Here is a 15,692-nt window from a genome sequence, read left to right as displayed (position 1 = left end):
GCGTCTTTCCACTCTTGAGACCAGCCGGCCTGCCCGGCTGGAGAAGCTGCGGGTGTTTCAGTGCACGCGGCGCAGGCTCTGCGCGTAGACATCGCACAGGTCCTGGATGGTGCGGATGTCGGTGATCATCACGTCCTCGTCCTGGAACGGATCGACGCCGAGCGCCTCCTCCAGGTTGGCGATCAGCGTCGCGACCAGCAGCGACGAGAACCCCAGCTCGTCGACGATCTCGGTGGCACCGGTCAGCGCGGGCAGCGGCAGGTCACGCTCGGTGGCGACGCTGCGGATGACGTTCTCGATCACTTCCTTGATCTGGGCACTCATAGGCTGGACTCCCCCTGTCATACGGTCAGGCCGCCATCGACGACGATGGTCTGGCCGGTCACGAAACGTGCGTCTTCGGAAAGCAGGAAACGGACGACGGACGACACGTCCTCGACCGTGCCCATGCGGGCAAGCGGCGTCTGCCGCACGATGCGGGCCTTCTGCTGCTCGGTCAGCTCGGCGGTCATCTCGGTGGCCATGAAACCGGGCGCGACCGAGTTGACGCGGATGCCGGCCGGGCCCAGTTCCTTGGCCAGGCTGCGGGTCAGCGCGTCAAGCGCGGCCTTAGTGGCGCTGTACGCGGCCACGCCCTTGTAGCCGCGCACGCCGACGATGGACGAGACGTTGACGATGGCGCCGCCGCCGCCGACCATCATCTGCTTGACGCAGGCCTGCGACAGCGCGATCGCGCCGCCCAGGTTGACCTGCAGCATCCGCGCCACGTCGTCGTGCTTCATCATGGTCAGCAGCCCCTCGTTGGCGATGCCGGCGCTGTTGACGAGGTGGCCCACCCGCCCCAGCCGTTCGCGCACCCGGCGCATGAAGCCGGTGAGCGCCGCGGCGTCGGTGATGTCGAATGCTTCCCAGCAGACCTCCCCGGCGGCGCGGGTGAGCAGCGCATCGAGTTCAGGCGTGCACCTGCGGCTGAAGGTGGCCACGCGGTAGCCCGCGTCGAAGAGTGCATTGCAGATGCAAAGGCCAAGGCCCCTGCTGCCGCCGCTGACGACGGCGACTGGCTTGTGTTCGGACATTCACGGCTCCGTATCGGCTAGATGGGTTGCGCGGCACCCGGCACGGGATCGGACGCGGGTGCGTCCGGCCTTGCAGCGGCGGGCGTCTTGCGGATCTTCTTGAAACGCGAGCCGACGAGGCTGGCGCCGTCGGCAAGGGTGATGAAGCCGGGCACCTTGAACGGGGCCAGGTGCGCGCGGCATTGCGCAAGCACGCGCTTCTTGAAGGCGATCGGGTCCTCGTCGCGTTCGAGCAGGAATTCGGCCCAGACCATCTGGCCCACCACCGGGCTCTTCTTTTCGCGCACGATCACGTCGCGCACGTTGTCCAGCGTCAGCAGGAAGCTCTCGATCTCGATCGGGAACACCTTCTCGCCGGCCACGTTGATGATCTCGGACTCGCGGCCGAGGATCTGGAAGTACTCGCCGTCGACCTCGACCTTGTCGCCGGTGTCGTACCAGCCCTCGGCGTCGAACGGGCTCGGCGCGTTCAGGTAGCCCAGCATCGCGTGTGCACTCCTGATCCACAGCGTGCCGTCCCTGACCTGGAGCTCGAACCCGTCGCCGCCGATCTTCATCCAGCGCGATGCCGAGTCGCGCGAGCGGGTGGACAGGATGCCCAGCTCCGACAGCCCATAGGTCTGCTTGAGCGCCACGCCGGGAAAGGTGCGGTGCAGGTTGGCCAGCGTCGAGGCCGGCATCGCCTCGGTGCCATAGGTGATGACCTTGAGCGAGGACAGGTCATGCGCACGATGCACGCCGGACATCAGCAGCATGGTCAGGAACGATGGCGTGGTCGGCAGCAGTTCCACCCGGTGCCGCGCGATGGTGGCGCAGATCCGGTTGGCCTGCCTTGATGGGCAGGTGACGATGGTGCCGCCGTTGAGCATCACCGAGAGCAGGGTGTTGAGGCCGCCAATATGGTCAAGCTTCAGGAACAGCAGCGTGCGGAACGACTCGCGCACCCGGGCGCGGAATTTCTGGGTCATCCGGCCATAGTCGAGTAGCACGGCCTTGCCACGGCCGGTGCTGCCCGAGGTGAAGATCACGAAGCCCGGCCGCTCGCCGGCCGCCATCGGCGCCAGCAGCGGATGCAGGTCCGTACCGGGTGTCAGGGTGCGGCAGTGCGTGCACTGCGGCGTCACCGGCCCCTCGGCGGGCACGGTGATCAGCCGGGTGGCCGCGGTGACGGCCAGGCGCTCGTCGAACAGCGCCGCGTCGTCCTGCGCCAGTGGAATCACGATGCAGCCATGGCCCAGCAGCGCCTGCAGCAGCGCGACCACGTCGATGTGGTAGTCGGCCACCAGCCCGATCCGCTCGCCCGGTGCAATGCCCCACTGCGCGAGCGCGTCACGCCACTGCGTCACCCTGCCGGCGAACTCGGCGTAGCTGACCGTGCCCGTCTCGTCCACGGTGAGCATGCGCCCGCCGAACTGCTGCAACCGCTCATTGATCCATTCCATCGCCTTGTCCTCGCTGTGCCCTCGCCGTACGCGGCTACTTCGCCGCGACGGTGAGCCCTTCGTCGATGAAATCGATGCGTGCGGCGCGGTATTTGGGCTGCCGCAGCAGGCGCGGGTTTTCCTCGGTCAGCATCTTGTGGATGGCCGAGGGCGCGCCCAGGCTGAGCAGCAGCTTGGGGAAGGCATCGCCCATGTCGAAGTCGGAGATGAACTCGATCTTGATCGTGCCGTCCCCGAGCGGGGTGTAGCGCCAGACGTTGTGCACATGGTTCAGGCGCACGCAGCAGTCGCTGGGCTCGATCCGGTTGGGCACGGCGATGTTCTCCAGCGTGACCACGCGGGTCCTCGGGTCCTGCGACAACTCGCCCTGCAGCAGGAATTCGCGCGGCGCGAACGGCGGGAACAGCGCCACGGTCCACATCGTCACGTTGTATCCGCTCTGCGCATCCCACGGCTTGATGATGCGGTAGTCAAGGCAGCCCTCGACCCATTTGCCGCAGTCCTTCTGGATGTCGGCATCGAAGAAGGGCGCCAGGTGGTTGCTGAGCGTGAACTCCTTGGACTGGGTCACGCCGCGCACCTTGAGCGTGGCGGTGCCGGGCGACTTGAGTGTGTAGATCTGCGTGCCGTTCTCATCGATCGCCAGCTCCCAGCGGTTGGAGCCGGACCGCAGCCACAGCCAGTTGGCCAGTACGACCAGCAGCACGAGCGCGACCAAGGCGATCAGGAGGCCCTTGGCGATCCGCCGCGGCAGCGAGGGACGTTTGCGGGTGGCGGGGGCGGTCATGGGGATGCTTGTTTCCATCTTGTCGTCCTGGTGGTGATCAGTTGAGTTCCTGGATGCCGTCGACCTTGGCGTGCCTGTACTTGTCCATGTCCATCAGCTTTTGCATGCCGCCCATGATTTCCTGGGTGCCTGCCTTCAGCGCGAAATTGACGAGGAAGTACGGCAGCCCTTCCATGTCGGTGTCCTGGGTGAACTCGATGTCGAGCCTGCCGTCCGGGCGCGGCGTCAGCTTCCAGTTGTTGTGCAGGTGCCTGACCCGCACGCAGCATTCATCGCGCGCGATCCGGTTGGGCGCGGCCAGCAGGTTGATTTCGAGCTTCCTGCTCACCGGGTCCTGGTAGTGTTCCTGGAACAGCACGAAGTCCTGGGTGTTGAACCCGGGCACGTCGAACTTGAAGCGGATGTACGCGGCGTAGCGCCCGGGCACGCTCTGTACCGGCTCGATCACCTTGGCGTCGTAGCATTGCGCGTCGACGCAGCTCTCCAGGTCCTCCAGCAGCTTGACCATGCCGGCCAGCCTGGACTGGATCGTGGTGGTGGCCTTGACCATCACGAGGTTGGAGCCGGGGGTCTTGAGGGTCCAGACCTTGACGCCGTTCTCGTCGCTCGCCAGCTCCCACTGGTTGGAACCGGAACGGTTCCACGCCACGTGCGCGATCAGCAGCACCGCGACCAGCGTCAGCAGGCCATACAGCATGTATTTGAGGATCTTGCCCTTGCGTTTGACCTTGGGCACGGCGGCGGCGCCTGTTCCTTCGGTCAATGTCAACGTTTCCATGGTGGACTCCGGTGGGTTGGGTGGGTGGGCGGATGCCCGCATCACAAAGTGGCCAAGAGGTGTCGGGACAGATGGCGCGCAAGGCACACCAGCGTGAGCGTCGGGGTGCCGCGCATGTCGTCGGGCAGCACCGAGCCGTCGCAGACGTAGAGGTTGCGGTACCGGGTCTCAAGCTTGTCGTCGACGTGCTCACCGATGCGCACGAGGCCGCCGACCCGGCCGGCGGCGGTCACGCCGAAATCGGTGATGTGCGTGGCACCGGCATGCCTGAGGATGCGGATCGCCTCGGCCCTGCCCTTGTCGAGCCGCTGGCGGTCCTCGCGGTCGAAGGTCTTGTGGAGGCGCCCGTCCGGCCTCAGCTCGCCGCCGAAGCCATCCTTGACCTTGACGCCGATGCCGATGCTGCGGGTGCTGGCCACGAGATGCCGCAGCTTGAAGCCGGCGAGCATCATCGGCCGCAGCATGTGCTGCGGCACGTTGGCGTCGCCCAGCTCGATGCCCTCGTCGTAGCTGCAGCCCATGCTGCCGACGAAGCTGCTCCTGCCGGTGAGGCCCGGCACCAGGCCGTAGATGGCATAACCCGGGTTGCAGTAGAAGCCGCGATCGCCGATGCCGGGCACGCCGCTGTCGCGCAGCAGCTGGGGCGAAGCGAGCTCGCCTGCGGCAAGGATGATGCGGGCGCCGTAGACGCGCCGGGTCTCGCTGCCGAAGAGGCCGCGCCTGACCCGGTACTCGACGCCGACGGCCTTGCCGCCTTCGATCAGCACCTTATGCACGGTGGCGCGGCTGATGAGTGTGGCACCCTGCGCCACCGCCTCGTCCACATAGCTCCTGGCCTTCCACTTGGCCTCGTAGCGATAGCCGCCGTCGCACTTGGCCAGGTCGATCAGCATGTCGTTCTTCTGCCAGGCATGCCCCAGCGCCAGCGCGCTCTCGCGCAGCCTGCGGTTCTGGTCCCCCAGCAGGGCCTCGGGCAGCTGGGCGATCGGCAGTTCCTGCCTGACCGCGTCGAAGTCGGCGCCCAGGTCGATGCCCAGCCTGGAAAAGGTATCGGGCCTGGGGTAGTTGACCACGCCGAAATACAGGCCGGTGGAGCCGCCGGTGGCGATGGCGCGCATCGTGGCAAGCCTGCCCTCGCCCAGCGGCACCTCGTCCATGACGGCGGCCATGCGCAGCAGGCTTTCGTTGACCGGCGCGTTGTCGCCGCGCTCCAGCAGCAGCACGTTCTTGTTGCGCCGGCACAGCGCCCGCGCAATGGTCGCACCGCAGGTGCCGGAGCCGACGATGATGGCGTCGAATTCCGGCTGGTTGTCGCTCCGCTCGATCTGGTTCATTTGCGCCTCGTGCAATCCGCTCTGGCTAGAATTGGTATTGGATCCGGAAAAAGACCTGATCCTGTTTGCGATACGGCCATAGCGGACTGTTGGCGTCCGGCACGTCGATCAGATGCGCATCGACATGGAGGGTCGTATTGTCGCTCCACTTGTATGACGTTCTCAGCGACGACTGATGGCTTTCGAATGGCCGGCCATAAATGGTCAGCCAATTGACGGTGAGCGTGTCGTTGAGAAAGAAGAAATTGGCATTCAATATCCACGAGCCGCTGTTGCGCCGTACGCCGGCAAGTTGGCCATCCCAGCCGCGGACATGGCTGTTAACGAATTCGATGCCGATCGTGTCCGACTGCCCCAGCGCATAGGTGATGCCAAAGGCGCCATCGACCACATCCTTTTCGACGAGCCGGGATTCACTGTCGTTGAATGCCTTGGACGACTTGATCGCCATTTCGCCCTTGAACAGGAATTTGCCGTTGACGTAATTGAAGGCGACACCAGCCAGGGTGAAACGCTGCGCCAGACGCGAGAACACCGGATCGCCCGATCCGGTCGCGCCATCCATCCGGAACACGTAATCGTTGTCGATCAGGCTTGCCGCCATCAGCGCGATATCGCTCTTGCCGAAGGTCTTTTTCCAGCGCATGCCGTATTCGTATTCCGAATCGCCCGTTTCATCGCGGATGACGGCGCGCTCGAAGGCTTCGACATGGTAGGCGGTGCCCGGCCTCGGATATTTGTTGAATTTGGGCCGCGGCACGAAGAACAGGCTCCAGTCGCCGCTGTCGGAGAAATGATCGAGGTTGAACATGAACTGGCCGATCCGCGATTCCTCAAGCGGAATGAAGAACAGCTCGGACAGATTGCGCGGGCTGACTTCGTCGGTGATCGCGCCGCCCTCGGATTCGCCCCAGATCAGGCGCTGCACCCCGGCGCGCACGCTGGTGTCGCTGCCCACCGGGCTGTATTGCAAAAACGCCTCCTGGGTGTGGCTCTCCAGCAGCAAATGCCGGTCCTCGGCGCGCGCGCGGTGGTCGTTGCCCCAGAAGGCATTGAGCTTGGTATCGAGCTGGGCGAAGAAGCTGTCCAGGAAATGGCGGGCGTATTCCAGCCGGAACCAGCTGCGGTGGTTGACCAGGTCCGCATCGTCCAGCCGCAGCGCGTCCTCATGCGCCAGCGTGATGCGCATCGGCTGCGACTCGCCGGCCGATGCCGCATCCACCGACCAGTCGATCTGGCCGGGCGCGGCCAGCTCCGCCGCCCCCGCTGCCGGATCGGCCGCCACCGTTGTGCTCGGGTGTTGCGGTTCGTCGGCCGCAGCGGCCTGCTGGGCCCAGCACACCAGGGCCAGCAGCAGCCAGCGACAGCAGTGGATCATGGCATGGCGCGTCTGCATGCCCGGGCCTATTGCTTGAGGTCCGCGCGGAACCGGGCCAGATTGCGCTCCCTGAACGAGAAATCGGTCAGTGCGCGCTGGCCCAGGAACTCGTCCGGCACTTCGGTGTTGTGCCGCATCGCGATCCGGTCCATCTGGCTCAGCCGCGAGGTGGTGAGATTGTTGACCACCACCTTGGCCGCCATCAGCACGCCGTCGACCGGCTTGATGTCGGACTGGATGCGCTGCTTGTGCAGCTTGCCGTTGCGGTACAGCTCTTCCTTGAGCGGGATGTAGGTTTCCTGGTCGACCCAGGCGAGCACCTTGCCGTAGCGGGTGCGCCTGGCCTTCTCGGCGGTCGGCAGCATTTCCACCAGCCACACCGGCCGCCCCTGCAACGCGGTCTCCTCGACGATGCGGTAGGTGTATTCGTAGATCTTGCGCGCCTCGGGGTTTTCGGTGGTTTCCACCGAGAATTCCGAGCCGAACACGCTGCCGCCCTCGTCGTCGCTGGCGATCACGCGGTTGACCTTGCCCAGCGCCGGCAGGTACAGCCAGTTGTCGTTGTCCTTGCCGCGCTCGGCATATTCGTACACCAGGAGGCTGGTGCCCCGGTCGCTGGCCGGTTCACGCACGATCAGCAGCGACTTCTCGCTGTAGAGGCCGCCCTGTTCCGCGACACGCTTGGCGTTCTCGGCCAGCACCACCCGGGGCTTTTCGGTGCAGCGCACGCCCGAGGCGGTCTGCGCGTATTTGCAGGTGGTGATCTTCACGTTCGCCAATTGCGTCCGGTAGGACTTGCGCATCACGCGATCGACCTTGGCCATGATGTCGTCGGCGGCCGGTGTGGCCGCGGCGTGCAGCTGTGGTGCCAGGGCCAGCGTCAGGAGCGTGAGCACGGTACGGATGGGTTTCATGTGTTTCTCATCGGTCGGGCGTTGAAAGACGGTCCGGTCCACGGGGTATCGCCCCGCTTCACCCCGGGCGCGACGGTTCCAGTGACGGCAGCGCGGGTTCATCCGCGGGCCGGGTGGTGAATCTGAGCTTGAAGACCAGGATTAGCGCAGGCAGCAGGAAGAGGTCGTTCAGCAGCCCGACCAGGATGGCGAGCGAGCCGAAGATCCCGAGGTTGGCCGCGCCGCTGTCGGAGGCAAACGCCATCACGCCAAAGCCCAGCCCTAGGATGGCGGTGGTGAACACCACCGACTGCCCGGCCTCGGCGAGGGTGGCCGCCAGTGCACGCCGGATGTCGCCGTCCAGCACCACCTCGTTGCGGTAGCGGGTAATGAAATGCACCGTGTCGTCGACCGCGATGCCGATGATGATGGGCGCGATCATCATGGTGGTGATGTCGAGCGGCCGGTCGAGCAGGCCCAGCGCGCCGTAGGCGAGGATGGCCGGGATCAGGTTGGGCAGCAGCGCGATCACCCCGGCCTTGACCGAGCCGAACAGCACCAGCAGCAGGGTGCTGATCAGCACCAGCGCCAGGCCGAAGCTCTGCAGTTCGCTGGTGCTGAGCGCATCGGCGCCCTGCATCATCAACGGCAGCATGCCGGTGATGGCGACCTTGGCCTCGGGGTACCGGTGCCTGAGCTTGGCCACCGCCTTGTCGATGTCGGTGCGCATCGATTCCCAGGCGCGGGCGTATTCGTAGGAGCCGCGGTTGTAGAGCCGCACGCTGACATGCGAGCGGTCGTAGTTGTCCGACACGAGCTTGCGCCTATCGTCCGGGTTGGACTGGTTGAACAGGAACAGCGTCTGCGACACCGCGCTCTGGGTGGGCGGGATCACATACATCGCATTGCGCCCGTCGTTGAGGGTGCGGTACGAATCCTTGACCGTGTCGACCAGCGAGGTGGTGCGCACCACCAGCCCGGGATGCTTGCGCTCGATCAGCCGCTGCAGCCCCTCGACCGTGTGCAGCACGAACGGATCGTGGAAGGCGTTCTCCCGGCCCAGGTCCAGATAGATCTCCATGCTCTGCGCGCCCATCATGTGCCGGTCCACCACCCGCACGCTCTGCCGGATGCCCCACTCTTCGGGAAACGAGCCGACCGGGTCGGTATCCACCTGGGTGCGGGTGGCGCCGTACAGGCAGGTGAGGAACAACGCGAGGAACAGGGCGATGATGGCGACCGGGCCTTTCTCGACCAGCGGCAGCACCCGTGCCAGCAGCCGGCCCAGCATTGCGGCGCTGTCAGGGAGCCGGGCCAGGAGGCGCTGCTTCTGCGCCACCGGAGCGGGTGCCCACAGGTCGAGCATCAACGGCAGCAGGTAGACCGAGAACACGAACGGCAGCCCGACCCCCAGCGCGCACATGAATGCGAACACCTGGATCGGCACGATGGGCGTGATGCTGAGCGCCATCACCGCGACGATGTTGGTCACCGTGGTCAGCAGGCAGGCCACGGCCACATGGCGCAGGCCGTGCCGCAGTGCGGCGCGGTGCTCGCGCCCCTCGCCGCGCGCCGACAGGTAGGCCGACATCACGTGCACGGTGTCGGCCACGCCGCAGGCCAGCGTCAGCATGATGGCGACCATGACGAAGGCGGTGATCGGCAGGCCGAGCCAGCCGGTGATGCCGATCGCCCACACGCTGCTGAGCACCACGATGACCACCGGCCACACCACGGCGCTCAGCGAGCGGAACATCAGCGCCAGCAGCAGCATGATGATGACGAGCGCGGCCAGGTTGAGCATGCCCATCTCATTGACCGTGGCCATGTTGTATTCGGCCGCGGCGGTGCTGCCCACCGGGTAGTACGTGAAGTGCGCGCGGTACTCGGGTTGCTGCAGCACCGCGTCGACCTCGTCCATCAGCGCGACATAGTCGGCAAGGTCGGTCGGCTTGAAGCGCGGGCGCACCGCCGGGCCGCTCGCCGCGGTCATGGCGTTGATGTCGAGTGCCATCGCGGCCGGCTGCGCTGTCGCGGCAGGCGCGGCGTCGAGCGGGATGGCGCCGAAGTCGGTTTCGATCAGGATGCCGCCGTAGCGGTGGTCCTTGGAGAAATACAGCAGCGGAAACTGCGGCTGCGCCTCGGCGGTGCGGCGGATGCGTGCCAGCGCCGGCTCCGAGTCCGGCACCGCGGCGCCGACCAGCTTCTTCGAGACCAGGGCGCCATCGCGCGCCTGCAACACCGGCGCATTGATCAGCGAGGTGATCTTGACCACGTGCCTGAGCGCGGACGTGTCCCCTTCGCGCAGCCGGTCGATGCGCCCCTGCAGCTCGCCCTGCAGCCGTTGCAGGAGCTTGAGCGACTGCTCGGAGAAGACGTCGCCGTCGCGCGGCTTGTAGACCACGTACAGGTGATCGTCGCTGCCGAAGTCGTGATGGAACCAGTCGAAGGCGACGATGGTGGGGTCGTCCCTGTCGAACCAGCCTTCGATCGACATATCGAAACGCGCCCGGCCCACGCCCAGCGCCAGGAACACCGTGAGCGCGACAAAGCTGGACCATACCAGCAGCCGCCGCGCGCGCAGCGCGTCGGGTACCCGCTCGAAATAGCCCATCAGCGCATTCATCAACTGTCTCATCATCCTCTCCAGATCCATGCCGGCATCAGCGGCGCGCGCGCGCCAGGGCGGCGATCTTCCTGGCCACGTCCTTCACCGGCGCCTGCTCCAGGATCGAGAAATGGTCGGCGGCGATGTCGTGGCGGCGCAGCGTGCCGGACACGAACTCACCCCAACCGTAGTCCTCGGGCATGTCGGCAAAGCCGTCGCTGGCGCGCAGCAGCACCAGGTCCAGCGGCTGCTCGGGCCTGACGGGCCGGTAGGCGCGGCAGTGGCGCTCGCTGGCGGTGGCCGCCTCGAAGGTGGCGACGAACTGCGGCTTGGGCAGCTCCAGCCCCAGCGACGCCAGCTGCGCGTACAGGTACTCGCAGCGGTCCGCCTCGGGCACCTGCGCCAGCTGTGCCTCATCCAGACGGCCGCTGCCACCAAGCGATTCGACGAAGCGGTTGAACACCGCCGCGGTCATGCGCTCGACCGGATCGCGACCCAGCAGCGCCGGCGTCAGCGTATCGAGCAGCGCCAGCCAGCCGATCCCGATGCCTTGCGCGCACAGCTGCCGGGCCATCTCGAAGGCCAGGATGCCGCCGTTGGAGTACCCGAGCAGCCGGTACGGCCCCTGTGGCGCCACCGAGCGCAGCGCCTCGATCAGGAAGCGGGCAGTGTCCTCGACGCTGCCGTCGGGCCCCGCCGGCTCCAGGCAGTAGAACGGCTGCTTGTCGCCCAACGCATGGCTGAGCTGCTGCAGCGACAGCGCGCTGCCGCCGGCCCCCGGCACGGCGAAGATCGGCGGCCTGTTGCCCGCGGTCTGCAGCGGGATCACGCAGTCGGCCGGCTGCTGCGCGTGGCGCGGCGCCACCGCATCGGCCGCACGGGCCGCACCGGGCGCCGGCGGCGTGGGCGAGACCACCAGCGCCGCCGCCGTCTCGGCGCAGGCCTGCGCCAGGTACTGCGCGAGCGTGCCCACCTCGGGATGCTTGAACAGCACGCTGGGCGAGAGCGTGGCGCCGAGCAGCTGCTCGGTCTTGATGATGAGTTCGGCGATGCCGAACGAATTCATGCCCAGGTCGATCAGGTCGCGGTCGAGCGCGATGCCGTCACTGTCGCCGCCCAGCTGCGCGGCGATCTCCTGCTGCAGGAAGCGCTCGATCTTCTCGGCCGGCGATAGCGCCGCCGCATCCGCGGGTGCCGCCGTTTCGGCAGCGGGCACGTAGAAATACCAGCGCGGTACAGCGGCCTCGGCCACGGCCGGCGCCGCGGGGGTGGCCGGCGGCTGCGCGGCCGTCACCGCGTAGTGCGGTGCCTCCTGCGGCTCGATCTGCAGCCAATGCCGGCGCGGCTCGAACGGATAGGTCGGCAGCGTGACGCGCCGCACCGGCTGCCCGTGCCAGATCGCGTCCCAGCCGATCGCCACGCCGTTCACCCACAGCAGCGCCACCTGTTTCCACTGCCCGCTCTGCAGGCTTTGTGCGAGCTGCATCTGCGCCATGTCGGCGGTGACGAGGCTGGCGAGCGCGCCCTTGTCGGCCGGGTTGCTCCGGCCATGGAAGATCTCGCGCGATTCGAGCCCCAGCTTTTCCTTGATGCCGGCCTTGTGCACCAGCGCGAGCTTGTCGAGCAGCTCCTTGCGGGTGGCGGCGACGATGGCCAGCCGCTCGGGCAGCGCCTCGCGGCCCACCTGCGCGGTGTAGACCAGGTCGGCAAGCGGCCCGTCGGCATCGGGCGCGCCGAGGAACTCGATATAGCGCGCCACATAGCGCGCCAACGCCTGGCCGTCGCGCGCCGACAGCACGAAGAGCTGCCGCGCCGGTGCCGCCGCCGCAACGGCGGGACCGGCGGCACGGTATTCCTCCAGCAGGATGTGCACATTGGTGCCGCTGTCGGCGAACGAGTTGACCGCCGCGCGGATCGGCGCATCGTCCTCGGGCCGGATGCTGTCGAACCCGATCTGCCGGTCGGCGATATAGAGCGGATGCGCCGGCGAGCCGATGTCGATGAACGAGTTGACCTTGCCCACCGAGATGGTCGCCGGGAAGGTGCGGTGATGCAGCGACAGCGCAAGCTTGATGACGTTGGCGACGCCGCTGACCGATTCCACGTTGCCGATATTGCCCTTCACGCTGCCGAGCGCCACGTGCTTGCGGCCGGCGGCGCTGCCGGCAAAGGCGTTTTTGATCCCTTCGTATTCGAACGAATCGGCCCATTTGCTGGCATAGCCATCCACTTCGACGTAGTCGATCGATTCGAGCGCCACCCCGGCCTTGTCGTAGCAGCCGGCCAGCACGTCGGTGATCGCCTCGTGCTTGACCTCGGAGATGTTGCGCGCCGCGCCGCGGAAGTTTTCGTGCGAGGCGCGGATCAGGCCGTAGATGCGGTCGTTGTCGCGCTCGGCATCCGCCAGGCGCTTGAGCACCACGGCCGCCACGCCCTCGCCGCGGGTGAAGCCGTCTGCGGCATCGTCGAACACGCCGCAGGTGCCGGTGGGCGAGAGCACACCGTATTGCGAGGCGGCGACGTAGTCGTCGGCGAACAGGTTGAGCGAGGCGGCGCCGGCGATCGCCAGGTTGCTCTCGCCGTTGAGCAGCGAGTAGTAGGCGCGGTTGATCGCCACCGCCGACGAGGCGCAGTTGATGTTGAACGACTCGCTCGGCCCGCACAGGCCGAAGGTGTGCGAGATGCGGTTGGACAGGTAGTACGACGGGCTCGACGAGCTGAACAGCGGGCCCTGGGTGAAATCCTGGTTGTTCAGCCGCCGCAGCCGCTGTTCGTATTCCGAATACTCGTAGCCGATGAATACGCCGGTGCGCGAGCCGGCCAGCTTCTTCATGTCGATGCCGGCGTCCTCGATGGCGTGGTAGGCCTCCTGCATCATGAGCCGCAGCTGCGGATCGATGGTCGCCGCTTCGGCATCGGGGATGTTGAAGAAGCCGGCGTCGAAGCAATCGACCCCGTCGATCAGCGCGCCCCATTTGGACACGGTCTTGCCGGGCGCCGCCTTCTCGGCGTAGTGGTCCTGCCAGCGCCAGCGCGTGGCGGGGATCTCGCGCATGCTGTTGCGGCCGGCCATTAGGTTGTCCCAGAACGCCTGCGGATCGGGCGCGTCGGGCAGCCGGCAGGCGATGCCGACGATGGCCACCAGCGTGGCACGTGCGCCGACGGCGGCGTCGGCGGCGTCATTGAGGCCATAGTGTCGCAGCAGCTCGGCGGCATGGTTGGCCACCAGCGCATCGGCGATGTCCTCGGCCGAGGCAAAGCGGCCGTACGACAGATCGACCGCGAAGGTGCGGTTGACGAAGTCCAGCAGCGGCGGACCATCCGCACGTACCGGCGCCATGCCCGCAACAGGCTGCGCTGCGATGGGCGCCGCGGCGGGTGCGGGGGTCTGCTGCGCCAGCAGCGCTTCCAGCAGGCCGGCCAGACCGCGCACCGTGTCGATGTTGGCGAACTGCGCCGGGGTGAGCGTGAGGTCGAGCTCGCGCTCGATGTTCTCCATCAGCTCCATCACGATCAGCGAGTTGACGCCGAAGCTCTCCAGGTTGGCGTCGATGTCCACTTCGGCCGCCGGCACCTTCAGTGTCGATTCGATCAGCCGCAGCACTTCGCCCAGCACGTCATTGACTGCCACGTTCGCCATCTCAGCGCCCTCCCCGTTCGGCCTGACGCAGATCGGCCAGCACCCGCGCCCGCAGCTGAGCAAGGTCCGGCCGCGCCTGGTCCTCAGGCGCCCGCACGGCGGTGGGCGGCGTGGCCGGCCCGGGTGGCGCGGATGCCGCGGGCTCGGGTGCGCTTTCGTGGAAGAAGCCGTGCTCGATCAGGGTGTCGACACTGCGCTTGAAACCCTCGATCACCGCCAGCAGGTCATCCTCGCTGTGGGCGAGGTTGAGGAAGCAGTTGCCGGAGGTGGACGTCTCCACGCCCTCAAGCTTGAGCAGGAGGATCAGCAGCTCGCGCACGAGGCCGTAGGGGTCGTCGGTGATCTGGAAGCGGAACAGCGAGCTGAAATAGTCGATGACGATCGGTGCCCGCCGCTCGGCGAAGTAGGCGTTGATCATGTCGCACATCGCCTGGGTGCGGCGGTTGAGCTGGCCGATGGCGCAGTCGCAGCTGCCGTACTCGCATTCGCCAGCGCTGCACAGGCGCTTCATCTCCAGGCAGACCGCGCGCGTGGCCGAGACCTTGAGCGAATTCTGCGTGTGCGTGCCGGCCATCACCGCGCGCTTGATGCTGGGCATCGAGGCGTCGTCGAACCCCCACACCCCGCCGTCGACATAGTCCAGGTACTTGGCCAGGCCAGCGATGATGCCGGTGGGCATGCCGCCGCCGGGCACCTTGCCGTAGGTCGCCAGATCCGGCTTGACCTTGAAGAAGCTCTCGGCGCCTTTGCGACCGGCGCGAAAGCCGGTGACCATCTCGTCGAAGATCAGCACGATGTCCTTTTCCAGCGTCAACCGGCGCAGCGCCTGGATGAACTCGACCGGCTGGCGCGACGGGAAGCGGGACTGGATCGGCTCGGTCAGCACGCAGGCGATCTCGTCGGCGCGTGCGGCGATGGTTTCGAGCGGGTCCATGCTGCCGTAGTCAAGGATGATGAGCTGATCGGCGAACTCCTGCAGCAGCCCGAGCCCGGCCGACATGCTGACGCCGTTGCGGCCCTTGAGCGCCAGCACGGTGTCCGACAGGCCATGGTACGAGCCGTCGAAGATCACCACCTTCTTGCGACCGGTGGCGGCGCGCGCGATGCGGATCGCCCACATCACCGCCTCGGTGCCGGTCTGCGCGAACACCATGCGCTCGTGCCCGGTCAGCTCGCAGAACAGCCGCGCCGCCTCGAACAGGTCCTCGCTGTACGCCACCAGCGGATAGCCCTGCTCCAGCCGCTCGATCAGCGCGCGCTTCATGAATCCGGGCTGGTGCCCGAAGAAGTTGACCCCGTTGTCGCCGGTGATGTCGACGTAGCGGTTGCCGTCCACGTCGTAGAGGTAGGCCCCCTCGGCACGGGCGTAGGTGAGCTGGAACTGCATGGGCTTGAGCGGGCGCTTCAGCCCTGCCACCTTGCGCTGGTCGACAAAGTGGGTCTGGTGCACCAGCGCGTTGTGCTTGGACTTGGCCATCCGGGTGGCGAAACGCTGCGACAGCTCGGCCAGGAATGCCTTCTGCTGCTCGCTCAGGTCCGACTCGTGCACCGATCGCAGCCGGGGCGCCGCCTCGACGGCGGGCGCAGGCTCGGCCAGCGCCGGCTGCGGCTGCAGCCGTGCGCGCAGGCCGGTCATCACCCGGTCCCGCTCCTCCTGCGACAGCGCGTTGAAGCTGCGCAGCGCATCCTCCTTGGCGATCCGCCTGGCCAGGATGTTGTCGAGCACGTCGTCCACTGAAGTTGCCATTGCCGGTTT

General features: G+C 66.9%; 11 protein-coding genes. All 11 read right to left on the bottom strand.

The window, feature by feature from the left end:
• Nucleotides 1-57: 57 nt before the first annotated feature.
• Genes N8I74_RS03775 through N8I74_RS03725 form a run of 11 tightly spaced genes read right to left on the bottom strand, consistent with a single transcriptional unit; the run spans nt 58 to nt 15,683 of the window.
• Entirely contained in the window at nt 58-324 is a 267-nt protein-coding gene (locus N8I74_RS03775) for an acyl carrier protein (protein WP_263125589.1), read from the bottom strand.
• Between the two features lie 17 nt (nt 325-341).
• Nucleotides 342-1,076, bottom strand: coding sequence for an SDR family NAD(P)-dependent oxidoreductase (locus N8I74_RS03770; protein ID WP_263125588.1), 735 nt, complete (start codon nt 1,074-1,076; stop codon nt 342-344).
• 17 nt (nt 1,077-1,093) lie between these two features.
• Entirely contained in the window at nt 1,094-2,518 is a 1,425-nt protein-coding gene (locus N8I74_RS03765; RefSeq protein ID WP_263125587.1) for a class I adenylate-forming enzyme family protein, read from the bottom strand.
• Between the two features lie 34 nt (nt 2,519-2,552).
• Entirely contained in the window at nt 2,553-3,323 is a 771-nt protein-coding gene (locus tag N8I74_RS03760) for an SRPBCC family protein (RefSeq protein WP_263125586.1), read from the bottom strand.
• Nucleotides 3,324-3,342: 19 nt separating this feature from the next.
• The gene (locus tag N8I74_RS03755) at nt 3,343-4,083 is read right to left on the bottom strand and encodes an SRPBCC family protein (RefSeq protein WP_263125585.1); all 741 of its coding nucleotides are present in this window, start codon (nt 4,081-4,083) and stop codon (nt 3,343-3,345) included.
• Between the two features lie 41 nt (nt 4,084-4,124).
• Complete coding sequence (locus N8I74_RS03750) at nt 4,125-5,417, bottom strand: FAD-dependent oxidoreductase (protein WP_263125584.1); 1,293 nt, start codon at nt 5,415-5,417, stop codon at nt 4,125-4,127.
• 25 nt (nt 5,418-5,442) lie between these two features.
• Nucleotides 5,443-6,813, bottom strand: a complete 1,371-nt coding sequence (locus tag N8I74_RS03745) for a hypothetical protein (RefSeq protein WP_263125583.1) — start codon at nt 6,811-6,813, stop codon at nt 5,443-5,445.
• An 8-nt stretch (nt 6,814-6,821) separates the two neighbouring features.
• Entirely contained in the window at nt 6,822-7,709 is an 888-nt protein-coding gene (locus tag N8I74_RS03740; protein WP_263125582.1) for an outer membrane lipoprotein-sorting protein, read from the bottom strand.
• 58 nt (nt 7,710-7,767) lie between these two features.
• Complete coding sequence (locus tag N8I74_RS03735; RefSeq protein ID WP_263125581.1) at nt 7,768-10,329, bottom strand: efflux RND transporter permease subunit; 2,562 nt, start codon at nt 10,327-10,329, stop codon at nt 7,768-7,770.
• Nucleotides 10,330-10,351: 22 nt separating this feature from the next.
• Entirely contained in the window at nt 10,352-13,936 is a 3,585-nt protein-coding gene (locus N8I74_RS03730) for a beta-ketoacyl synthase N-terminal-like domain-containing protein (RefSeq protein WP_263125580.1), read from the bottom strand.
• Nucleotide 13,937: 1 nt separating this feature from the next.
• Nucleotides 13,938-15,683, bottom strand: a complete 1,746-nt coding sequence (locus tag N8I74_RS03725) for an aminotransferase class III-fold pyridoxal phosphate-dependent enzyme (RefSeq protein WP_263125579.1) — start codon at nt 15,681-15,683, stop codon at nt 13,938-13,940.
• Nucleotides 15,684-15,692: the final 9 nt, after the last annotated feature.

Origin of the sequence: Chitiniphilus purpureus (assembly GCF_025642115.1) — a bacterium.
Lineage (GTDB): Bacteria > Pseudomonadota > Gammaproteobacteria > Burkholderiales > Chitinibacteraceae > Chitiniphilus > Chitiniphilus purpureus.
This window is presented reverse-complemented; position numbering and strand designations above follow the sequence as displayed.